A 21,419-nucleotide genomic window follows, 5' to 3' on the forward strand; every position below is an offset into this window, starting at 1 on the left:
CTGTCTCGCGCTGGCTCATGGTCGGTCCGGTCCTCGCCATCAGCGGTTCAACCGATTGTACATCTCGATCGCCTGATCGACATCCTCGAACATCAAGATGCGACCGTCGACCAGGACGGCGCCACGGGTGCAGAATGCCTTCACGGTCGCGATCGCGTGCGAGACGACGATCAGATCCGTGTTCTCGCGCCGGCGCTTGAAGACCTCGTCGCACCGGGCCGCGAAGCGGGAATCGCCCACCGCCGTCAATTCGTCGATCAGGTAGCATTCGAACTCGATCGCCATCGAGAGGCCGAAGGCGAGACGCGCGCCCATGCCGGACGAATAGGTCCGCATCGGCGCGTCCATGTAATCGCCGATCTCGGCGAAATCCTCCACGAAGCGCGACACGCGGATCGGATCCTCGCCGTAGATCCGGGCCACGAAATGCACGTTCTCGCGACCCGTCATGAGCGGGTGGAATCCTCCGGAAAAGCCGAGCGGCCACGAAATCCGGGTCGTCCGGCGGACCCGGCCGGAATTCGGCAGCTCGGTTCCGGCGATGATGCGGAGCGTCGTCGACTTGCCGGCCCCGTTCACGCCGAGCAGGCCGTAGGACCAGCCCGATTCGAAGGTCGTCGAGACATGGTCGAGCACCACCTTGCGATGGCGTTCGGTCTTGTAGAATTTCAGGACGTTGGCGAGCTGGATCATGTCCGTTCGGTGCCGGCTCGCGCCACCATTCCTTGCAGCTGCAGGTCGGCTCTGGCGTGTCCGGCACCGTCATCCTGTCTCTCCGGAATGGGCATCCATGATGGCTTCTTCAAGACATCGTCACCTGGCTCCGGGTGCAACGCTCGACGTCCCGCCCTTGCCGGACCGGCCCGGCTGGCGCGACGGCGGGCGAACCGATACCTGACGTGATCCCCACGGACCGCGCGCGCCCTCCCCTTCGATGCTGTTTCCCGTCATCCTCCCCCGCACGGTCGGGCTGAAGCGAACGGGCCCGTTCCGCTGGCGCGCGATCGACGACGACCCCCAATTCAAGTTCCTGCTCGGGTGGTGGCGGCCGCGGCACCTGATCTTCGTGCTGGACGGTCTCGACGCGCAGGTCGACCCAGCCCTCTACCTGGATATCGGAGAGGGGTTCGAGGAGCATGTGAGCGCGAGCTTCCGATCCGCCGGGCGGTTCGTGTGCCGCATCGACCTCCACCAAATGCCCGAGGTCCGCCGCGTCCGCCTGGACCCAGCCTCCCGGCCGGCATCGATCGGCCTCGTCGCCTGGGCGGCCGCGAGCTCGATCGCGGCGAACTGGCTGATGAAGCGCCTCAGCCGAAGCCGCGTCCCGACCGGGCCGACCCGCGTCCAGACCGTGCGGGAGAGTGCAATCGCCACGGTCGACTTCGGGTCGGGGCTCGAACAGCGCCGCTATCCGAAGACCGAGGATCACTATGCCGAACTCCTCGCGATCCGCCCGGACTGGGCCGCCGCCGCGCGACCCGGCGCGAATCCCGTCATCTCCTTCCTGATCCCGACCTTCGACACGCGCCCGCGCTTCCTGGACGATCTCCTGCGATCGTTCCGGGCGCAGCCGGACGGGCTCGCCGAACTCGTCTTCGCCGACGACGGATCGTCATCGGCCGAAACCCACGCCTGGCTGGCTGCCCACGCGGACGAGCCGGGCGTAACCATGGTCCCGGGCGGCACGAACCAGGGGATCGCCTCGGCCACGAACCGGGCGCTCGCGGCAGCGACCGCGCCCTGGGTGGCGCTGCTGGACCACGACGACGCCCTGACGGAAGGCGCGGTCGGCCTCCTCGTCGGCACGCTCGAGCGGTACCCCGATACCCTTCTCCTCTACACCGACGAGGCCGTGTCCGGCATCGACCTGCGGGTGCGCGACTACCTCCTGAAGCCGGCCTACGATCCGGTGCTCCTGTCCGGCGTGAACTACATCAACCACCTCTCGCTCTACCGCCGCGACCGGCTGAGCGAGATCGGCGGACTGCGGGACGGGTATCAGGGTTCCCAGGATTACGACCTGCTGCTCCGGTATCTCGACGGCATCGACCCGGCCCGGGTGCGCCATCTCCCCTATCCGGCCTATGTCTGGCGAAGGCACGAGACGAGCTTCTCGTCGGAGCATGAGGGCGTGGCGGTCGCGAGCGCCCGCCGTGCTCTCGCAGAGCGCTACAGCCGGGACGGGGTCTCGCCGTCCGTCGAGCCCGCGCTCTCGCCCTCGCTCCATCGAATCAGGTTCGACCGGGGCCGCACCGCCTGGCCCCGCGTCTCGGTCATCATCCCGAGCCGGAACGCCTTCGCGCTGATCCGTCAGGTCCTGGAAGGGCTGACCGGCCGAACGGACTACCCTCGCCTCGAGATCATCGTCGTCGACAACGGTTCGGACGATCCCGAGGTCGCCGAGCTCTACGAGAGGCACCGGCGCGAAACGCCGGACTTCCGGGCGGACATCGTCGTCGAACCCTTCAACTTCTCGCGCTCCGTCAATCGCGGCCTTTCGCACGCCACGGGCGAATACGTCCTGCTCCTGAACAACGACATCGAGATCGTCGAGCCCGGCTGGCTGAAGGAGATGGTCAGCTGCTTCGCCTATCCGGGTACGGGGATCGTCGGCGCGCGGCTCCTCTACCCGGACCGCACCATCCAGCATGCGGGGGTGATCGTCGGCGCGGGGGGCCTTGCCGGGCATTGGTACGAAAGGAAGCCCGAGCACTTCCGCGGTCCGCTCGGCCGCCTAACCGTGCGCCAGACGATGACGGCCGTGACCGGGGCCGCGATGCTGGTCTCCCGCCGCTGCTTCGATGCGGTCGGCGCGTTCGACGAAGAGCTGTTTGCGATCGCCTACAACGACATCGATTTCTGCCTGAGGGCCCGGGAACACGGCTATCGCGTGGTCTGGACGCCCTTCGCGACGCTGATCCACCACGAATCGGCGAGCCGCGGCAGCGACGTTCTGCCCGAGACCATCGAGCGCTTCCGGAGGGAGCAGCACAATCTGCGGACCCGGCACGGGACGCAGAGCTTTGCCGACCCGGCCACCAATCCGTGGTATACGCGGGACCGCTCCGTGCCGCTCCTGCGCGGGTTGGACGAACTTCCCGAGTCGCGCTGACGGGGGTCGGTCTCCCGCCGGGAAGCCGTCGCGATCTCGGGGCGCGCCTTCAAAAAGTCAGGAATCGGGGGCTAGGGTGATGGTCTTCAACCGAGCGAGCGGGGACATCGGGCCGGGCGCCCGGTTTGTTGGGCTGGGTTGATGGCTTCGAACAGAACGTCTCGGGATCAAGTCATCGACGTCAGGAGCGAAGTGGTCGCTCCCGTCTCCGGTGTGCAGACCGCGGTCGAGCGCGCGTCGAGCGATGGGCGCGCGGTCAGGACCTACCGTAAGGCCCGAAGCCTGTTCCGCCGGAACGATCCCCCCGTTCCGCGGGCGCAGGTGGCGTATCTGCCGAGCGATCTGCCCCGCACCTCACATTTCCCGATCGGCCCCGTCAGCTTCGCCATCTGCGTCCTCGTGCCGGCGATCGTCGCCGCGATCTATTTCGCGCTGCTGGCCACCAGCCAATACTCGGCCGAGATGCGATTCGTGATCCGGCAGGGCGCGCAGGACACTGGGCGTTCGCTGATGTCCTCCGTCGGGGGGGTGTCCGGAGCTGGGGGCAGCGCCGCAGGCGGCGCGCTGGCGGTCGCGGCCGGGGGCGGATCTTCCGGCACGGCGGCCGAAGACGCCCACATCGTCACGAGCTACATCCACAGCCGCGCGATGATCGACGACATCAGCAAGGTCGTGAACCTGCGCGAGATCTTCAGGCGACCGGAGGCGGATTTCTACGCGCGTCTCGGACAGGACGTCACCGCGGACGAACTCCTCACCTATTGGACCAAGATGACCACCACGGCCATCGAGGGCACCTCGGCCATCGTGACCGTCATCGTGCGGGCCTTCCGCCCCGAAGACGCGGTCCTGCTCGCCGAGGCGGTCCAGAGGCTGAGCGAGAAGCTGGTCAACGACATCTCCGCCCGGGCCCGCCGCGACACGCTTCAGCGTGCGACCGACGAGGTGGCGCGCGCCCAGGGCCTGATGACCGAGGCCCTGCGCGAGCTGGAGCGCTATCGCAACGCGGAAGGGCTGATCGATCCGATCCAGACCGCGACCGAGACCGGCCGGCTCCTGACGCGGGTGCTGACGGACCAACTCACGGCGGAGAACCAGCTTTTCGTCATGCAGCGCTCGCTCGGCGCCGATTCACCGACCGTCAGGAACCTGCAGACCCGCGTCGACACGTTGAGAAAACAGACGACGGCCCTCCGCGAGCAGATGGCCGGGACCAAGGGCGACACCCGGAACGTCGCCTCCGCGCTCGTCAGGTTCGAAGAAATCCTGGTGAAGCAGAAGGTGGCCGAGACGCTCTACGCCCTGGCGGAGGGCGGTCTCGACCGGGCCCGGCGGTCGGCCGAAGCGCGCTCGGTCTACCTCACGCCCTTCGTCCGCCCGAGCTTGCCCGAGGAGGCGTCCTACCCGAAGCGGGTGATGTTTCCGATCGCGGTCGCGGTCATCTGCCTGGTCCTGTGGAGCATCGTCGCCCTGATCTGGGCGTCCGTGGAAGACCACCGGATGCGCTGAGTCGGGCGCTCCCAGCCGGGCGAATTCCGCAGCAGAGGCCGGAGTGCGGCACCCGACCGGGACCTCTAGACCCACCGCATCGACGGATGCGGAAAGGGAGCGGGTCATGGATACCGCAGCAGAGCTGAGCCGGATGGAGCCGATGGTCGCGGGAGCGGAAACCGACACGGATCCAAGATGGTCCTCCATTGCGGCCCGAGACGCCGCCGCGGATGGGCGCTTCGTCTATGCGGTGACGACGACCGGGGTCTATTGCCGCCCATCCTGCGGATCGCGCCTCGCGAAGCCCGAAAATGTCCGGTTCTTCCAGGACGGCCCCGAGGCCAGGGACGGCGGCTTCCGGGCCTGCCTGCGTTGCCGGCCGGACGAGGCGCCGCTCTCGCAGGATCACGCGGGCCGGATCGCCCTCGCCTGCCGGGCCATAGAGGCAGCCGAGACGGCTCCCTCGCCGGAACGCCTGGCCAGGATCGCGGAGCTGAGCCCGTCGCATTTCCACCGGGTGTTCAAGGCCGTCACCGGACTGACGCCCAAGGGCTATGCCGACGCGCACCGCGCCCGGCGGGTCCGCGAGGAACTCGCCCGGCCGGACACGAACGTGACGGAAGCGATCTACGAATCCGGGTTCAACTCGAGCGGCCGCTTCTATGAAGCCGCGGACGGCGTGCTGGGCATGAAGCCGACCGCGTTTCGCGCGGGCGGCGCCCGGACGGAGATCCGGTTCGCGGTCGGCGAATGTTCGCTCGGCTCGATCCTGGTCGCCCAGAGCGAGCGCGGGATCTGCGCCATCCTGATCGGCGACGATCCGGACGCCCTCGCCCGCAACCTCCAGGACCGTTTCCCGAAGGCCCGGCTGATCGGCCAGGATTCCGGCTTCGAGGCGCTGGTCGCCCGCGTGGTCGGCCTGGTGGAGGCTCCGGGCATCGGTCACGACCTGCCGCTCGACATTCGGGGTACGGCCTTTCAGGAGCGGGTCTGGCGAGCGCTGGCCGACATCCCGGCCGGCACCACGTCGACCTATGCCGAGATCGCGAAGCGGATCGGCATGCCGGGCTCGGTCCGGGCCGTCGGCACGGCCTGCGGAGCCAACGCCATCGCCGTCGCGATACCCTGCCACCGCGTGGTCCGAAGCGACGGCGGGCTCTCCGGCTATCGCTGGGGCGTCGAGCGAAAGCGCACGCTGCTGGACCGCGAAAGGGCGGCGCGATGAGCTCGGCCGCCGCCACCCGGGCAATGCCCTCGCCTATGCAGGATGTGGCAGCGCTGGACTGGATCCGGATCGCACGCGAACTGGACGAGGTCGGCTGCGCCGTCGTGGGCCCGCTTCTGGACGAGCCCGGCTGTCGGCGCCTCGCCGGCCTCTATCCCGAGGAGGCGCCGTTCCGAAGCCGGATCGTCATGGCGCGGCACGGCTTCGGACGAGGCGAGTACAAGTATTTCTCCTATCCGCTCCCGGACACGGTCGCGTCGCTCCGGGCCCCGCTCTACGAGCGGCTCGTTCCGACGGCGAACCGGTGGAACCAGGCCATGGGCATGCCGGCCCGCTACCCGGCGGAGCATTCGGCGTTCCTCGAACGCTGCGCGGCTGCCGGTCAGACCCGGCCGACGCCGCTGCTGCTGCGCTATGGCCCGGGCGACTATAACTGCCTGCACCAGGACCTCTACGGCGAGACCGTCTTCCCGCTCCAGGTCGCGATCCTGCTCTCCGAACCCGGCCGGGATTTCGCGGGAGGCGAGTTCGTCCTGACCGAACAGCGGCCGCGGATGCAGTCGCGGGCCGAGGTGGTGCCGCTGCAGCAGGGCGAAGCCGTGATCTTCGCCGTGGCGAACCGGCCGGTCCAGGGCACGCGCGGCACCTACCGGGTGAACCTGCGCCATGGCGTCAGCCGGCTGCGCTCGGGCGAGCGGTTCACGGCCGGCATCATCTTCCACGACGCGGCCTGAACGAAGCCGAGCGTCCCGGGCAGGCTTGACGCCCTGTTGGCGCGACCCGACAAGGCGCGCCCATCGGGAGCGCCTCCTCTGTCCGAACCCCGCCATTCGGCCGATCCGGCCCAGGCCGATGCCGCGCGCGGCATCGCGCTCATGCTCCTCGGCATCCTGGTCTTCTCCCTCAACGACGTGATGGGGAAATGGCTGGTCTCGACCTATTCGGTCGGGCAGGTGCTCCTGTTCCGGAGCCTCGCGGCCTTGCTGGTGCTCCTGCCGTTCATCGGACGGCCGGGTGCGTGGCGGATCTTCCATGGTCGGCCTGGGCTCCATGCGACGCGGGTCGTCCTGTCCACCGCCGAGGTGATGCTGTTCTACGGCGCGGTGGTCTACCTTCCCCTCGCGGACGCCATGACCTTCTGGCTCGCCGCGCCGATCTATGTCGCAGCGCTCTCGCCCCTGCTCCTCGGCGACCGCATCGGATGGCGCCGCTGGACCGCGATCGCGGTCGGCTTCGCCGGCGTCCTCGTGGCGCTCCAACCCTCCGCCGCGACGCTGACCTGGCCGGCAGGGGTCGCGCTCGCGGGCAGCGTCGCCTTCGCCTTCATGATGGTGACGGGCCGGCTCCTCAGGGACACGCCGGACATCGCGCTCATCTTCTGGCAGACGGTGGGAGCCCTCGCGGCCGGACTCGTGACCGCTCCCTTCGGCTGGGTCACCCCGAGCGGGCGCGACCTCGCCCTCCTGTCACTGCTCGGCATCGTCGCGACCGGCGCGCATATGTGCATCAACCGCTCGCTGAAACTCGCCTCCGCCGCGACCGTGACGCCGTTCCAGTACACGCTCCTCCTCTGGGCCCTCTTGTTCGGCTATCTCGTCTTCGGCGACGTGCCTCGACCGTCGATGCTGCTGGGAGCGGCCGTGATCGTGGCCGCGGGCCTGTTCATCCTGTTTCGTGAGGCGCGGCGTCAACGAGGCGTCCCGAGCCGTCCGAGCGCGATCGAAGGTCTTTGACAGCGGGGCCCCCTAGCGACAGCATTCGCCCGCGGTTGGAGAGCTGCCGACCGAACGGAGCCCGAGCGATGGACAAGCCCCCTGTCATCGATCTCGCCAGCGTCACGCGCGAGCTCGCCGAATCCGGCCGGCGCGTGAAAGTGCTTTGGCAGGAGCCGGACTCGCTCGCCTTCGTGGCCCGCGGCCGCGAATACCGGAGCGAGTTCCACATCAACGACAGCGACGAGTTCACCTACATGATCCGGGGGACGATGAACCTCCACTACCGCACGCCCGAAGGAAAGGAGGAGGTCTGCGTCATCCCGGAGGGCTCGACGAATTTCATGCCCGCCAACACCCCGCATTCGCCGCGTTTCCCGCCCGACGCCTTCGCCCTGATCACCGAGCGCGGCCGCCGCACCGGCGAGATCGACCGCTTCCGATGGTATTGCCCGCGTTGCGACGAGCTCTTGCACGAGGAGCAGGCGGCGGTGGACGATTACGGCAAGGATTACGTGAGCCAGGCCTACCGCAACTTCTTCGACAGCCTGGAGCACCGCACCTGCGGCAGCTGCGGCCATGTCATGCCGAGACCCGAGGGGGTTTGACATCCTCGCAGCACCGGGCCGGGCCTTTGCTCGCGACCTGATTGGCGTAGGGTGAGCATCGAGTCGGCGGGACTCCAAACGGCGAGCGAATCGACGGCGTGGCGATGTTCGACTGAACCAGCGCGCACGAGATCGTGTCTCAGTGCGCCGGCAGCGCAGGGAACGGAGGCCGCACCTCTCGCTTGACGGGCTTCTAGCATCGGAGGCGCGGGCGAAAGCGCGTGGCTCCGGTACCGTGGAGCCGAGATTGCGCGTGCGATTGAAGCCGATCCGAGAGCAGGTGGTCGTCGTCACCGGTGCGAGTTCCGGCATCGGGCTCGTCACGGCCCGGCGTTTTGCCGAGGCGGGTGCAGCGGTGCTCCTGGTCGCCCGGACCGAAGCCACGCTCCGCGACATCGTGATGGACATTCGTCGCCGTGGCGGCAGGGCCGAATACGCGGTCGCCGACATGGGCGACGAGAGCGCGGTACAAGGCGTCGTCGAGACCGCCGTGGCGCGGTTCGGCGGCTTCGACACCTGGGTCAACAATGCGGGGGTCGCGATCTATGCGCGGCTCGACGAGACCCCGACCGCCGAACACGAGCGCATGTTCCGGACCAATTACTGGGGCGCGGTCTTCGGCTCGCTCGCCGCCGTCGCGCATTTGAAAGCGCATGGCGGCGGCGCCCTGATCACGGTCGGGTCTATCGCGGCCGACATGGGTACGCCGATCCTCGGGGCCTACGCGGCCAGCAAGCATGCCGTGAAGGGTTTCATCGATTCGCTTCGGATCGAAATCCTGCGCGACGACGCGCCGATCTCGGTGACGCTGATCAAGCCGAGCGGCATCGACACGCCGCTCGCGCATCACGCGGCAAACCATGTCGGGGCGGGATTGCGCATTCCCCCGCCCGTCTACGCACCGGATCTCGTCGCCGACGCGATCCTGGACGCGGCGCAGCATCCACGGCGCGAGGTCACGGTCGGCGGCATCGGGGCCGCGCAGACGGTCTTCGCGACGCACGCGCCGGCGCTCTTCGACAGTCTGGCCGGCTACATGGAACCGCTCCTCTCGGACCCTCGCCGGTCTCCGGAGCCGCGGGACAACCTCTTCGAGGCCGAAGGCGGCGGGCGCGAGAGGTCCGGCATCATGTGGGGACGGCCGTTCAGCCTCCACGCCACGATCCGGAACCGCGCGCCGCTTCTGGCGGGCGCGGGTTTGGTGGCCGGGCTCGCTCTGCTGGCGTCGCGCCGGTCAGGCCCACGCGGCGGCGCATCGCCCCGGTTGCGCAGCCGGGGACGGTAGCGGGCCGGAGCACGCCGGGCGCCGGGCTTCGAGCATCGCGCCGGCGCGGAGTATGTACGTTTCGTGACGGGCGGACCCGCCGGCGGGCGGCGCTGGCCGCTCGGGCCCCTCCAGCCCGTTCGGCTCCGAGGGCCCGTGCTTGACGCTGTTGGAGCCTTCTGTAGGGGTACAAAGCTCTCCGGGCGGCGGCGGCATCCTGCTGGCGGGCCGGAGCGTTACAGGAGGGCCTCGACGTCGTCGGCCCCAGAGGTCCAGGCCGTGCCGATGCCGCGTTGCACTTCCGTCAGACTCGATTTCGCGTCAGCCCAGATTGAAGCGGGAGGCGGCTGGTGAGCCGCAAGCTGCGCGTCGGCCTGGTCGGCGTCGGCAATTGCGCCTCATCCTTCGTCCAGGGCCTGACCTATTACGCTGACGCCGCATCGAACGAGCCCGTACCCGGCCTGATGAATGTCGATCTCGGCGGCTACCATGTCGGCGACATCGAGGTGTCGGCGGCCTTCGACGTCAGCGCCCGCAAGGTCGGGCTCGACGTCTCGGAGGCGATCCTCGCCGGTCCGAACAACACCTTCGATTTCGCCAAGGTCCCGACTTCGGGCGTCAGGGTCGAGCGGGGTCCTACGCTGGACGGCATCGGCCGCTACATGGCGGACGAGATCCAGGAATCCGACGAGCCGGTGGGTGACATTGCGGCGATCCTGGCCCGGACCCAGACCGACATCCTGGTCTCCTACCTGCCGGTCGGGTCCCAGCGGGCGTCGGAATTCTACGCCGAGCAGGCCATCGAAGCAGGCTGCGGTTTCGTGAATTGCATTCCGGTGTTCCTCGCCTCCGATGCCGGGTGGCGGCGCCGGTTCGAGGAGCGCGGTCTGCCGATCGTCGGCGACGACATCAAGAGTCAGGTCGGCGCGACCATCGTTCACCGCGCGCTCGCCAACCTCTTCCAGGAACGGGGCGTCCGGCTGGACCGCACCTACCAGCTCAATTTCGGCGGCAATTCCGACTTCCGGAACATGCTGGAGCGCGAACGCCTCGAATCGAAGAAGATCTCCAAAACCCAGGCCGTGACGAGCCTCCTCGACGTGCCGCTCGCGCCCGACCAGATCCATGTCGGGCCGAGCGACTTCGTGCCGTGGCTCACGGACCGGAAATGGGCCCATATCCGGCTCGAGGGCACGACCTTCGGGGGCGTGCCGCTGAATGTCGAGTTGAAACTCGAAGTCTGGGATTCCCCGAATTCGGCCGGCGTCGTGATCGATGCGGTCCGCTGCGCCAAGCTCGCGATGGACCGCGGCATAGGCGGCGCCCTGATCGGGCCGTCGAGCTATTTCATGAAGTCGCCGCCGAAACAGTTCACCGACGATGAGGCGCGCGAACGCTGCCGCGCCTTCGTGGACGGCAAGAGCTGACGAATGGGCGAAGCCACGACCGTCTACCTGGTCCGCCACGCCGCGCATGACCGCGTCGGGCGCGTGCTGTGCGGCCGGATGCCGGGCGTGTCGCTCGGGGCCGCCGGACGGAGCGAGGCCGCCGCACTGGCCGCGCGTTTCGTGGGCGAGGAGATCGCCGCCGTGATGTCGAGCCCGCTGGAGCGGGCACGCGAGACCGCCGGGCCGATCGCGGCCGCGCTCCGTCTTCCGGTCACGACGTGCCAGGACCTGAACGAGATCGACTTCGGCGCCTGGACGGGACGGGCCTTCGCCGATCTCGACGGCGACCCGGCCTGGGCGGACTGGAACCATCATCGGGCCGAGGGCTGCCCGCCCGGGGGCGAGGCGATGCACGTAGCGCAGAGCCGCGCGGTCGGGGCCGTGCAGGGCTGGCAGGGGCTGTTCCCGGGCCGAGCGGTCGTCGCGGTCAGCCACGCCGACGTGCTGAAATCCGTGATCTGTTCCGTCCTCGGTCTCTCGCTCGACCGGCTGCACAGCTTCGACGTCGCGCCGGCCTCGGTCAGCGCCCTCGTGCTCTGGGCCGGTGGCGGCAAAGTGCTGTCGGTGAACGAGAGGGTCGCCGGCCCGACAGAGGCCAGCCTCTCCGGGCTCGCGGCATGAAGATCGTCATCTTCGGCCTGACGATCTCGTCCTCCTGGGGCAACGGTCACGCCACCTTGTGGCGGGGCCTGGTCGGCGCTCTCGCGAGGCGCGGGCACCACGTCGTCTTCTTCGAGCAGGACGCGCCCTATTACGCGGCGGCCCGGGACCTCACCGAACTGCCGGGCGGCGAACTCGCCATCTACCCGGATTGGGAGAGCATCGCCCGCCGCGCCGAACGCGAGATCGCTTCCGCCGACGTCGCGATCGTGACCTCCTATTGCCCTGACGCGCTCGCCGCGACCGAGGTCGTGCTCGCCGCGCCCCGGGCGACCCGGGTCTTCTACGACCTCGACACGCCCGTGACCCTGTCGCGGCTCTCGCGCGGCGACGCGACCGGCTATGTCGGGCCGGACGGGCTCGCCGGGTTCGACCTCGTCCTCAGCTATACGGGCGGGGGCGCCCTCGACGAATTGCGGACGCGGCTCGGCGCGAAGCGGGTTGCGCCGCTCTACGGCCATGTCGACCCGGCCGTGCACCGGCCGACCGAGCCGAGCGAGCGTTTTCGCGCCGACCTCTCCTATCTCGGCACCTATGCGGCCGACCGCCAGGCGGCGCTGGAGACGCTGTTCGTCGCGCCGGCGAGGCGCGCGCCGGAGCGGCGCTTCCTGATCGGCGGCGCGCAATATCCGCAGGATTTTCCCTGGACGCCGAACATCTATTTCGTGCGCCACCTGCCGCCGGCCGAGCACCCGGCCTTCTTCTCCTCCGGCCGCCTGACCCTGAACGTCACCCGCGAAGCCATGGCCGCCATGGGCTGGTGCCCGTCGGGGCGGCTCTTCGAGGCCGCCGCCTGCGGCGCGCCCATTCTGAGCGACAATTGGGAGGGCCTCGACGCCTTCTTCGAGCCCGGCCGCGAAATCCTGGTCGCCGGCACGACGGAGGAGGCCGAGATCGCGATAGCGACCGGCGACGACGATCTCGCCCGCATGGCGAGGGCCGCCCGGGAGCGCGTGCTGGCCGAGCATACCTCGGACCGACGGGGGCAGGAGCTGGTTGGCCTCCTCGAAGCGGCGCGCGCGCCCGCCCTTGCGGAGGCCTGAGCGATGGCTCGCCTCCCGCTCATCCCGGCGCAAGCCGGGATCCAGGACCGCCAGGGCAGCGAGCCCGCAAGCTGGGCCCCGGCTTCCGCCGGGGTGAGCGGCCGCCACCACGCCGCGGAGAGCTGAGCCATGTGGGGGATCGTTCCGGCCGCGGGCCGCGGCAGCCGCATCCAGCCGCTCGCCTTCTCGAAGGAATTGCTGCCCGTCGGCAGCCGCCTCGAAGGCGGGATCGAGCGGCCCTGCGCGGTGAGCGAGTACCTGGTCGAGCGCATGATCCGGGGCGGCGCCGACAAGATCTGTTTCGTGATCTCGCCCGGTAAGTCGGACATCCTCGCCTATTACGGCGCCGGCTATCAGGATGCCGCCATCGCCTATGTGGTCCAGCCGCAGGCCTCCGGCCTCTGCGACGCCATCTTCCGGGCGGCGCCGCTGATCTCGCCGGACGAAGCCGTGATCGTCGGCCTGCCGGACACGGTCTGGTTTCCGGCCGACGCCCTCGCCGAACTCCCGGATGACCAGCTCTCCTTCCTGCTCTTCCCGGTCGACGATCCGGCGCATTTCGACGCCGTCGTTCAGGATGAGGACGGAAGCGTTCTCGAAATCCAGGTGAAAAGCCCCGATGCCCGCTCGAACTGGATCTGGGGCGCCTTCAAGATGCCGGGCTTCGTGCTGCACGAACTCCGCGCGCTCTGGCGCGAGCGGCTCTGCGCCGACGAGTATATCGGTACCCTGGTCAACGCCTATCTGGCTGCGGGGGGCCGGGCCGTCGGGGTCAAGGCCGGTCAGGCCTATGTCGATGTCGGGACGCTCGGCGGGTATCGCTCGGCCGTGACGCTCCTCGGCGAGGCGGGCGAGGACGGGCATGCGCTCGGCTCCGGCGCCCGCGTCGGCCTCGCGCGCCCGTCGGGCCAGCGGGCGCTCGAAAGCCATGCCGAGCCCCTCACCGCAGGTCGGAACACGTGAGCAAAGTGATGCGGGCGGACGAGATCAGGCAGCGGGCGGAGGCGCTCGGGCCCTGGTTCCACAATCTCGATCTCGGCGGGATCCGGACCGCCCCCGAGCATTTCCTCGGCGACTACCCGAACGTGAAGTTCCAAGGCTTTGCCCACGTAATCCCGGACGACCTCACCGGCAGGTCGGTGCTCGATATCGGCTGCAACGGCGGCTTCTATTCGATCGAGATGAAGCGCCGCGGGGCCGAGCGGGTGCTGGGCATCGATTTCGACGAGGATTACCTCGCCCAGGCCCGCTTCGCGGCCGAGGTCAGCGGCGCCGAGATCGAATTCGCCAAGCTCTCCGTCTACGACGTCGCCGCGCTGGGCGAGCGCTTCGACCTCGTCGTCTTCATGGGCGTGCTCTATCACCTGCGTCACCCTCTCCTCGCGCTCGACCTCATCCACGAGCATGTCGCGAAAGACCTCCTCCTCTTCCAATCGATGCAGCGCGGCTCGCCCGAGATCGAGCCCGTGCCGGACAATGCCGACTTCTTCGACGAGGCCATGTTCGACCGGCCCGGCTACCCGAAGCTGCATTTCATCGAGAAGGAATACGCCAACGATCCGACGAATTGGTGGGCGCCGAACGCCGCCTGTTCGGCCGCGATGCTCCGCTCCGCCGGTTTCGAGATCCTCGAGCACCCCGAAAGCGAGGTGTTCTTGTGCCGGAGGGTCGCGATCGAGACGCCGCCCTGGTCGGGCGCGGTGTATCCCATGAAAGGCAAGGAACCGGCCCGATGATCGAAGCCGCGATGATCTGGAACGAGCCCAACAATAAGTCGCATTGGGACCCGGCCGTCGATCCCGACTGGACCAAGTTCGCCGCGATGACGAAACTCGCCGCGCAGGCGATCCGGGCCGAGAACCCGGACCTGCCGCGCGTGCTCGGCGGCATGTCGCCGATCGACCCGTCCTTCGTGAACCGGCTGACCGGCTTCGGATTGCTCGATCATCTCGACGCGATCGCCGTGCACGGCTTCCCGCTCGACTGGAATCTGTGGTCGATCCACGACTGGCCGAAGAAGATCGACGAGATCCGCGCCGTCACCGACAAGCCGGTCTGGGTGTCGGAGGTCGGCATTTCCAGCTTCGGGGCGGAGGAGGTGCAGGAATGGGGCCTCCGCCGCACGGCCGAGCTGCTGACCGGGCGCGCACCCCGCATCCATTGGTACAGCCTCTACGATCTGCCGCAGGCCTGGGAGGCGACGACCCGGCACAAGGAGGCGGAGGGCTCCTCCTACTTCCGTCATTTCCACATGGGCATCCTGCGCGAGGACGGCACGCCGAAACCGGCCGCCAAGATCTTCCCCGAATTCACCCCGGCGCTCGGCCTCTGCCAGTGGTTCCACTACGAGGACCACCGCCTGGACGACGCCGTCGCCTGGATGAAGCGGCTCGGCGTCACCTATCTGCGAACCGGGTTGTCATGGGCCGATTCCTTCCGGCCGGACGCGCTGCGCTGGTTCGACCGCCAGATGGAGGCGCTGCGCGACTTCGACGTCACGGTCACCTTCTGCTTCACGCCGGAGCATCTCGGGATCGAGCCGCACCATTCGAGCGCGCCGCGGGAGCCGGAGCTCTTCGCGGAGTTCTGCGCCGCGATGGTCCGGCGCTACGCGCCCGCTTCCGTGCGCGCCGCGGCCGAGTGACGGAAACGCTGCGGCCGGCGCCGGCTCCGCCAAGTCCGACCCGCATCGTCCTGCTGCACGGCATCTTCCGGCGATCGAGCAGCATGGCCGGGCTCGACGCGGCTTTGAGGCGACGCCGCGCCGCGGTCCTGAACCTCGGATACCCGTCCCGGCAGAGGAGCTTGTCTGAGCTCGCCGATGACATTCATCCAGCGATCCAGGGCTTCAACCCGGATTCGAATGGTACTCTCCATCTCGTCACGCATTCGATGGGCGGCCTCGTGGCCCGGGTCTATCTCGACCGCCACCGCCCCGCCAATCTCGGACGAGTGGTCATGCTCGCACCCCCGAACCAGGGCAGCGAGGTCGCGGATCGGCTGCAACACAGATTCTGGTTTCGATGGGCTTTTGGTCCCGCAGGTCCGGAGCTCACCACCGCGCACGCGGCGACGTTGCCGGCGCCGGACTATCCGGTCGGCGTGATCGCCGGCACGCGCAGCATCTACCCGCTGGCCTCGCGGCGCCTCCCCGGCCCGAATGACGGCCGGGTCACCCTGGCCCGCACCAAGCTTGCGTCCCCCCGGCCGGACGGGGATTGGATCGCGATCCCGGCCACCCACCCGTTCATCATGCGAGACCCGGAGGCGATCTCGCTCACGATGCGCTTCCTCGAGACCGGGTCGTTCTCGCCGCCGGCCGGCGGGACCGAAGGGCAGGCTTGAGGATGCGGCGACCTTCAGCTCACGTTCTCGCGGACGTCGCAGCCCCGGACCGACCGGTGATCCTGGAGCCAGCCCTGATCGTGGTCGCGCATCCGGACGACGAGACGCTGGGCTGCGGCGTTCTCCTGCCGCGCCTCGCGAACCTGGCCATCCTCCACGTGACCGACGGCGCACCGCGGGATGGAGCCGATGCCCGCCGGCACGGGTTCCCGACACCGCAGGCCTATGCAGCCGCCCGACGGGAGGAGCTGGCGACTGCACTCGCGGAGGGCGGGGTCGCCGGCGCGCATGTCGTATCGCTCGACATCGCCGACCAGGGCGTCGCCCACGCGATGTCCGAGATCGCCGGACGACTGGTCGAGCCGATGCGGCGGGCCGAAATCGTGTTCACCCACGCCCTGGAGGGCGGCCATCCCGACCATGACGCCACCGCCTTCGTGGTGCGGGCCGCGGCGCGACTCCTGGGGCCGGAGGCGCCCGCCCTCGTCGAGATGCCGTTCTACCGGGCCGACCCGGCCGGCGACGGCTGGTTGCGGCAGAGTTTCGGCGGGGCTCCGGGCGTCACGGTCCTGCGCCTCACCGAGGAGGAACGGCGCCGGAAGCAGGCGATGCTGGCCGCCCATGCGAGCCAGGCCGGGACGCTCGCCGCCTTCGGCGCCGCCGACGAGAGCTTCCGGACCGTTGTGCCGCGCGACGTGACCCAGCCGGACGGCAGTCAGGCTCTCTACGATCGCCATGATTGGGGAATCACGTCGGCGCAGCTTCGGGCCCGGATGGCCGAGGCAGCCGTCGAACTCGGGTTGTCTGACGCGTGGCTTTGACCATCCTCAGCGTCGCCTATCCGCTCGCCCCCGTCTCGACGGACGCCGTTGGCGGAGCCGAGCAGGTCCTGGCAAGGCTCGACCGCGCGCTGGTCGCAGCCGGTCACCGCTCGATCGTCATCGCGCAGGAGGGATCGCGGGTCGCCGGCGAGTTCGTATCGGTGCCCCGCGCCTCGGGCGTCCTCGACGAAGCCGAAAAGGCCGCTGCCCAGGCCCGTCATTGCGCCGCGATCGCAGAGGCGCTCGCCCGGTTCCCGGTCGACCTCGTCCACCTGCATGGGATCGATTTCGACCGCTATCTGCCGCCGCCGGGGCCGCCGGTCCTCGTCACGCTGCATCTCCCTCCGGACTGGTACCCGGCGGGCGCACTCTCGCCCGAGCGGCCGGACACCTGGTTCCACGCCGTCTCGGAGACTCAGCACCGGGCCTGCCCGGCGAACCCGCGCCTCCTTGCGCCGATCCCGAACGGGATCGAGGTCGCGGATTATGCGACGGCCTACCGCAAGCGCCGCTACGCCCTGATCCTCGGCCGGCTCTGCCCCGAGAAAGGCATTCATCTCGCCATCGAGGCAGCGCGGCAGGCCGGCATTCCTCTCGCCATCGCGGGAGAAGCCTATCCCTATACAGCCCATCTCGACTACCTGCGCGACGAGATCCGGCCGCGGCTCGACCGGTCCCGGCGCCTGATCGGTCCCGTCGGCGGACGGCGAAAGCGCCGGCTTCTCGGCTCGGCGACCTGCCTCCTCGTGCCCTCGCTCGCACCCGAAACCTCCTCCCTCGTCGCCCGCGAGGCGATCGCGGCCGGGACGCCGGTCATCGCCTTCCCGGCCGGAGCGCTCCCGGAGACCGTGGACCACGGCCGGACCGGGTTCCTGGTGGAGAACGCTGACGAGATGGCGCGCGCCATTCCTTTGGCCGCCACGCTCGACCCGGAGCATTGCCGGGCCGTCGCGCGCGAGCGCTTCTCGGCCGACCGGATGATCGCGGCCTATCTGGCGCTCTATGGCCGGCTCGCGAGCGGGTGCCCGCAATGAGGGAGCCCCATGTCGCGACGACGGTCAGGACATGGCAGGAGCTGGAGGCGCTGGCTTCTGACTGGTGGGATCTCTGGCGTCGGTGCCCGACGGCTACGCCCTTCACCTCGCCGGCCTGGCTGCTGGCCTGGTGGCACAGCTTCGAGCCCGGGTCGCTCAGGACGGTCGCGGTGCGGGAGAGCGGACGGCTGGTCGGCCTCGCGCCCTTCTATCTGGAGGATGGGCCACTCGGGCGACGCCTTCTCCCGCTCGGAATCGGGCTCAGCGACCTCTTCGACCTGCTGCTCGATCCCGCTTCGGAGGGCGTCGCCGAGGCGATCCTCGAGGCCATGGCCGCGGAACCTGATTGGACGAGCTGGCATCTCGAGGAATTGCCGGAAGGCGCGGCAGCGCTGACCCTCCCCTGCCCTGCTGGCTGTACGGACCAGGTTGCAGCCCAGAGCGCACGGCCCGTGCTCGACCTCCCGGACAATCGGATCGACGCTCTCGCCACGCTGCCCAGCGCCAAGCGCCGAAAACTCCGGATGGCCGGCCACCGGGTGGCGCGCCGCGGCGGCATCGTCGAGACCGTCCGGGCGGAGGACGTCCCCGGCTTCCTCGCCGACCTGATCCGCCTCCACGGTGCACGCTGGACCGCGCGGGAGGAGGCCGGCGTGCTGGCAGACGACCGTGTTCGCCGCTTTCACGACGCCTCGCTGCCCGCACTGGCCGAGGCCGGGCTCGCACGCCTCTATCGCCTCGTGATCGAGGGGCAGGTCGCAGGCGCCTATTACGGCCTCCGGCACGGCCCCGCCGCCTACGCCTATCTCGGCGGCTTCGACCCGGATTTCTCCTTCGAGAGCCCGGGCACCATCCTCCTCGGCCATGCCATCGAAGCGGCCGCGCAGGAGGGCGCGGTGCGGTTCGACCTGCTGCGCGGCCGCGAGCCCTACAAATACGAGTGGGGCGCCGCCGATCGCTGGAACCAGCTTCGCGTCATCCGGCGGGCCGGACCGCATGGCTGAACACCGCCTCGCCGCCCTCCTGGGGCGCTATCTGGAGGGTGGGCTGCCCGCGAACGTGGCGCTGATGCAGCTTCTCGTCGAGGCTGAATCCGCGGCCGAGGTCGAAAGCGCGATCGAGGACCGGGTCAGGCGCGCCGAGCCGGCGGGCCGGAAGCGGCTGACGGCACTTCTCACGCTCCTCCGCGCCCATCCCGATGCCTGGGCGACGATCCGGAGCGTGATGGCGGAGGCCGAGCACGACGCGGCGGGAGGGCCGGCGCATTGGGCGGCGGTGTTCGACCGTCTGGCCCGGACCAGACCCGAAGCGTCGGTCGCCCTCTACGCGCTCGGCTCGCCCGACATCCTGCGGGCGGCGACCGCCGAGGTGGTCGAGCGGCTTCGCCTCTGGGGCCTTCTCGGCCGCGAGCGGCGCCTCCTCGACATCGGCTGCGGCATCGGCCGGCTCGCCCTCGCGCTCGCGCCCGAGATGGCGGAGGTCGTAGGCCTCGATGTCTCGGGCGAGATGATCGCCGAAGCCCGTCGCCGCGGGGCCGGATACCCCAACACGCGCTTCGTGCAGACCGACGGTCGCGACCTCGCCGACATGCCCTCGGCGCATGTCGATCTGGTCCTCGCTGCCGACGTATTCCCGTATCTGGTCGCGTCCGCGCCGGGTCTGGCCGACCGGCACATCGAGGAGGCCGCCCGCGTCCTGCGGCCCGGGGGCGCGCTCCTGATCCTGAACTACTCCTATCGGGGCGACGACGGTCTCGATCGTGCCGACATCGCGGCGGCCTTCGGCCGGAGCGGCCTCGCCCTTGAACGGGAAGGGACTCGGGATTTCTCGCTCTGGGACGCCACGGCCTATCTCGGCCGCAGGCGCCCGGATGCCTTCTGATCCGGCGTCGAACCATCAGGCCCGAGCATTGGCCTCGACCTTCCGCTCGCGCCGATCCATCTCGTCGAGCACCGCTTCGGGCGCCACGTCCTGCTTGATCTCCGGGATTTCCTCGTCGGCCTCCGATTTGATCCCGAGATGGTCGGAGATGGCCGCCACCATCGCGACGAGCCGCGTCACCTCATGTTCCGCCAGAAGACCGACCTGGAGATCCAGATCGGCCCGTTTCGCGTCCGCGGCCGACATCCGGTTCTGGCTGATAAGGACGAAGGTCGACAGGAAGATGGCCTCGACGGATGCCGAGGTCCCCAGGATGACGAAGCTCTCGTCCCATTTCGGCAGGATGGGCATCCAGCCCGAATTGACGAGGGCCCACACCCCGAACACGACCAGGTGCACGATGACGAAGGTCATGCTGCCCGCGAATCTCGTCACGGCGTCGGAAACGCGATCCTGAAGCGAGGCGGAGGCGAGTTCGTTCCGACGTCGCTCCTGCAGCGCCTCGATGTTGCGCGACAGGACCGGGCTCAGGCCGCCCGGCTGGGGTGGGGGCACGACGGGCGGCTTCGTGTCCGCGGCCTGCCGGTAGCTTCTCTGATCGCTCAATGGACGTCTCTCCCGCAAGTTTCGCCCGGCTACGTCGAGCTGGCTTACACCGCGACCGAGCGGCCGCTCTCTCGCTCCGCTCCGTTCGTCACGCGCGGCCGCGACAGCTCGCGGGTGAAATAGGCGATCGTGTCCTTGAGCCCCACCTCCAGGGACACCTTCGGCGACCAGCCGAGCACCGCCTCGGCCCGCGCGATATCCGGGCGCCGGCGCTGGGGATCGTCGACCGGAAGCGGCTTCCGGACGATGCGCGACGCGGATCCGGTCAGGCCGACCACCTTGTCCACGAGGTCGGCGACGCTGAGCTCGTTCGGATTGCCGAGATTGACGGGTCCGGGCGCCGGGCCGTCATGCGAGCCGAGCCGCAACAGCCCGTCGACGAGGTCGCTCACGTAGCAGAAGGAGCGGGTCTGCCGGCCGTCGCCGTAGAGCGTGATGTCGGCTCCCGACAGCGCCTGGCAGATCACGTTCGAGACGACGCGGCCGTCATCGACCTGCATGTTCGGACCGTAGGTGTTGAAGATGCGGGCGACCCGCACATCCACGCGCCCGGCACGCTCGTAGTCGAAGGCGAGCGTCTCCGCGGCGCGCTTGCCCTCGTCGTAGCAGGCGCGCGGCCCGATCGGGTTCACGTTGCCCCAATAGCTCTCCGTCTGGGGATGTATCGCTGGATCGCCGTAGACCTCGCTCGTCGAGGCCTGGACGAAACGGGCGCCCGCCCGTTCGGAGAGGCGCAGGAGCGCGTCGGTCCCGACGACGCTCGTCATCATCGTGCGCACCGGATCGGCCTGGTAATGCGGCGGGGAGGCTGGGCAGGCGAGATTCATCACGAGCGCCGGCTTGAACGATGCGGATCGCAACACCGCCGGGAGAGTGGAGACGACGTCGCCCTCGACAAAGCTGAAACGAGGCTCGCGCTCGAAGGCCCGCAGGTTGGCGCGCGTGCCGGTCTGCAGGTTGTCGAGGCAGACGACGTCCGCCCCGCTCGCGAGCAGCGCACGACACAGATGCGAGCCGATGAATCCGGCTCCGCCTGCAACCAGGACCAGGCGCCGACGCCCTTGCGTCATGTGTTTGTCATCCGTGCCGTCTTCCTCGATCATCTTCTTTGTAGCTCATGTCACGCCGCGTCATCAAACAGGGCTGGTTGGTCCCGTTGCGCACAGACA

At 69.3% G+C, this 21,419-nt stretch carries 21 protein-coding genes; 18 read left to right on the top strand and 3 right to left on the bottom strand.

Annotated elements, in window-relative coordinates; all coding sequences use genetic code 11:
- Window positions 1-39 precede the first annotated feature (39 nt).
- Window positions 40-693 carry an ABC transporter ATP-binding protein gene (locus ACFE87_RS00090; RefSeq protein WP_375457562.1) on the bottom strand — a complete coding sequence of 218 codons (654 nt, stop codon included), beginning with the start codon at window positions 691-693 and terminating at the stop codon, window positions 40-42.
- 241 nt (window positions 694-934) lie between these two features.
- Between ACFE87_RS00090 and ACFE87_RS00095 the strand changes: the two genes are divergently transcribed.
- From ACFE87_RS00095 to ACFE87_RS00180, 18 genes are all read left to right on the top strand, one after another.
- Complete coding sequence (locus ACFE87_RS00095; RefSeq protein ID WP_375457563.1) at window positions 935-3,112, top strand: glycosyltransferase; 2,178 nt, start codon at window positions 935-937, stop codon at window positions 3,110-3,112.
- Window positions 3,113-3,304: 192 nt separating this feature from the next.
- On the top strand, window positions 3,305-4,621 hold the full coding sequence (locus ACFE87_RS00100; RefSeq protein WP_375457564.1) for a capsule biosynthesis protein: 1,317 nt from the start codon (window positions 3,305-3,307) through the stop codon (window positions 4,619-4,621).
- Between the two features lie 133 nt (window positions 4,622-4,754).
- Entirely contained in the window at window positions 4,755-5,828 is a 1,074-nt protein-coding gene (gene ada / locus ACFE87_RS00105) for a bifunctional DNA-binding transcriptional regulator/O6-methylguanine-DNA methyltransferase Ada (RefSeq protein WP_375457803.1), read from the top strand.
- Complete coding sequence (locus tag ACFE87_RS00110; protein WP_375457565.1) at window positions 5,825-6,562, top strand: 2OG-Fe(II) oxygenase; 738 nt, start codon at window positions 5,825-5,827, stop codon at window positions 6,560-6,562. Before ada ends, ACFE87_RS00110 begins: the two co-directional genes overlap by 4 nt.
- Before the next feature lie 78 nt (window positions 6,563-6,640).
- On the top strand, window positions 6,641-7,561 hold the full coding sequence (locus ACFE87_RS00115; RefSeq protein ID WP_375457804.1) for a DMT family transporter: 921 nt from the start codon (window positions 6,641-6,643) through the stop codon (window positions 7,559-7,561).
- A 68-nt stretch (window positions 7,562-7,629) separates the two neighbouring features.
- Window positions 7,630-8,148 carry a 3-hydroxybutyryl-CoA dehydratase gene (locus ACFE87_RS00120; protein ID WP_375457566.1) on the top strand — a complete coding sequence of 173 codons (519 nt, stop codon included), beginning with the start codon at window positions 7,630-7,632 and terminating at the stop codon, window positions 8,146-8,148.
- Between the two features lie 253 nt (window positions 8,149-8,401).
- Window positions 8,402-9,433 carry an SDR family oxidoreductase gene (locus ACFE87_RS00125; protein WP_375457805.1) on the top strand — a complete coding sequence of 344 codons (1,032 nt, stop codon included), beginning with the start codon at window positions 8,402-8,404 and terminating at the stop codon, window positions 9,431-9,433.
- A 326-nt stretch (window positions 9,434-9,759) separates the two neighbouring features.
- Window positions 9,760-10,839, top strand: coding sequence for an inositol-3-phosphate synthase (locus ACFE87_RS00130; RefSeq protein ID WP_375457806.1), 1,080 nt, complete (start codon window positions 9,760-9,762; stop codon window positions 10,837-10,839).
- A 3-nt stretch (window positions 10,840-10,842) separates the two neighbouring features.
- Window positions 10,843-11,481: a histidine phosphatase family protein gene (locus ACFE87_RS00135; RefSeq protein WP_375457567.1), complete on the top strand. Its 639-nt coding sequence runs from the start codon at window positions 10,843-10,845 to the stop codon at window positions 11,479-11,481.
- Window positions 11,478-12,563, top strand: a complete 1,086-nt coding sequence (locus tag ACFE87_RS00140) for a glycosyltransferase (protein WP_375457568.1) — start codon at window positions 11,478-11,480, stop codon at window positions 12,561-12,563. Before ACFE87_RS00135 ends, ACFE87_RS00140 begins: the two co-directional genes overlap by 4 nt.
- Window positions 12,564-12,692: 129 nt before the next feature.
- Entirely contained in the window at window positions 12,693-13,526 is an 834-nt protein-coding gene (locus tag ACFE87_RS00145; RefSeq protein WP_375457569.1) for a nucleotidyltransferase family protein, read from the top strand.
- A gap of 8 nt (window positions 13,527-13,534) precedes the next feature.
- A complete protein-coding gene (locus ACFE87_RS00150; protein ID WP_375457807.1) occupies window positions 13,535-14,299 on the top strand; it encodes a TIGR04290 family methyltransferase in 765 nt (254 codons plus the stop codon).
- Window positions 14,296-15,207, top strand: a complete 912-nt coding sequence (locus ACFE87_RS00155; protein WP_375457570.1) for a beta-xylosidase — start codon at window positions 14,296-14,298, stop codon at window positions 15,205-15,207. The genes ACFE87_RS00150 and ACFE87_RS00155 overlap by 4 nt, the downstream gene beginning before the upstream one ends.
- Complete coding sequence (locus ACFE87_RS00160) at window positions 15,204-15,908, top strand: esterase/lipase family protein (protein WP_375457571.1); 705 nt, start codon at window positions 15,204-15,206, stop codon at window positions 15,906-15,908. Before ACFE87_RS00155 ends, ACFE87_RS00160 begins: the two co-directional genes overlap by 4 nt.
- Window positions 15,909-15,964: 56 nt before the next feature.
- Window positions 15,965-16,729 carry a PIG-L deacetylase family protein gene (locus ACFE87_RS00165; RefSeq protein WP_375457572.1) on the top strand — a complete coding sequence of 255 codons (765 nt, stop codon included), beginning with the start codon at window positions 15,965-15,967 and terminating at the stop codon, window positions 16,727-16,729.
- On the top strand, window positions 16,720-17,763 hold the full coding sequence (locus ACFE87_RS00170; RefSeq protein ID WP_375457573.1) for a glycosyltransferase family 4 protein: 1,044 nt from the start codon (window positions 16,720-16,722) through the stop codon (window positions 17,761-17,763). The genes ACFE87_RS00165 and ACFE87_RS00170 overlap by 10 nt, the downstream gene beginning before the upstream one ends.
- Window positions 17,760-18,767: a GNAT family N-acetyltransferase gene (locus ACFE87_RS00175; protein ID WP_375457574.1), complete on the top strand. Its 1,008-nt coding sequence runs from the start codon at window positions 17,760-17,762 to the stop codon at window positions 18,765-18,767. Before ACFE87_RS00170 ends, ACFE87_RS00175 begins: the two co-directional genes overlap by 4 nt.
- Window positions 18,760-19,644 carry a class I SAM-dependent methyltransferase gene (locus ACFE87_RS00180; RefSeq protein WP_375457575.1) on the top strand — a complete coding sequence of 295 codons (885 nt, stop codon included), beginning with the start codon at window positions 18,760-18,762 and terminating at the stop codon, window positions 19,642-19,644. The genes ACFE87_RS00175 and ACFE87_RS00180 overlap by 8 nt, the downstream gene beginning before the upstream one ends.
- Window positions 19,645-19,659: 15 nt before the next feature.
- Here the strand turns inward: ACFE87_RS00180 and ACFE87_RS00185 are convergent, their stop codons facing one another.
- A complete protein-coding gene (locus tag ACFE87_RS00185; protein ID WP_375457576.1) occupies window positions 19,660-20,250 on the bottom strand; it encodes a DUF1003 domain-containing protein in 591 nt (196 codons plus the stop codon).
- Window positions 20,251-20,294: 44 nt separating this feature from the next.
- The gene (locus tag ACFE87_RS00190; protein ID WP_375457577.1) at window positions 20,295-21,320 is read right to left on the bottom strand and encodes a UDP-glucuronic acid decarboxylase family protein; all 1,026 of its coding nucleotides are present in this window, start codon (window positions 21,318-21,320) and stop codon (window positions 20,295-20,297) included.
- Between the last annotated feature and the right edge of the window lie 99 nt (window positions 21,321-21,419).

It is taken from the genome of uncultured Enterovirga sp. (assembly GCF_964242715.1).
Lineage (GTDB): Bacteria > Pseudomonadota > Alphaproteobacteria > Rhizobiales > Beijerinckiaceae > Enterovirga.